The sequence below is a fragment of the Proteus sp. TJ1640 genome (assembly GCF_003144445.1).
Taxonomy (GTDB): domain Bacteria; phylum Pseudomonadota; class Gammaproteobacteria; order Enterobacterales; family Enterobacteriaceae; genus Proteus; species Proteus penneri.
Genome location: NZ_PENY01000019.1, coordinates 1 through 620, shown reverse-complemented (window position 1 = coordinate 620; position 620 = coordinate 1). Strand labels below are relative to the sequence as shown.

The 620-nt window shown below is 52.1% G+C and carries 1 rRNA gene; it reads left to right on the top strand.

Annotation, left to right across the window (positions count from 1 at the left end):
* Positions 1 to 620: ribosomal RNA gene (locus DK861_RS07515) — 23S ribosomal RNA — on the top strand; the annotation flags it as partial.

Sequence of the window (620 nt, the reverse complement as noted above, 5' to 3'; positions counted from 1 at the left end):
TGGGGTGACTGCGTACCTTTTGTATAATGGGTCAGCGACTTATATTCTGTAGCAAGGTTAACCGTATAGGGGAGCCGTAGGGAAACCGAGTCTTAACTGGGCGAATGAGTTGCAGGGTATAGACCCGAAACCCGGTGATCTATCCATGGGCAGGTTGAAGGTTGGGTAACACTAACTGGAGGACCGAACCGACTAATGTTGAAAAATTAGCGGATGACTTGTGGATGGGGGTGAAAGGCCAATCAAACCGGGAGATAGCTGGTTCTCCCCGAAAGCTATTTAGGTAGCGCCTCGTGAACTCATCTTCGGGGGTAGAGCACTGTTTCGACTAGGGGGTCATCCCGACTTACCAACTCGATGCAAACTGCGAATACCGAAGAATGTTATCACGGGAGACACACGGCGGGTGCTAACGTCCGTCGTGAAGAGGGAAACAACCCAGACCGCCAGCTAAGGTCCCAAAGTCATGGTTAAGTGGGAAACGAAGTGGGAAGGCTCAGACAGCCAGGATGTTGGCTTAGAAGCAGCCATCATTTAAAGAAAGCGTAATAGCTCACTGGTCGAGTCGGCCCGCGCGGAAGATGTAACGGGGCTAAACCATGCACCGAAGCTGCGGCAGC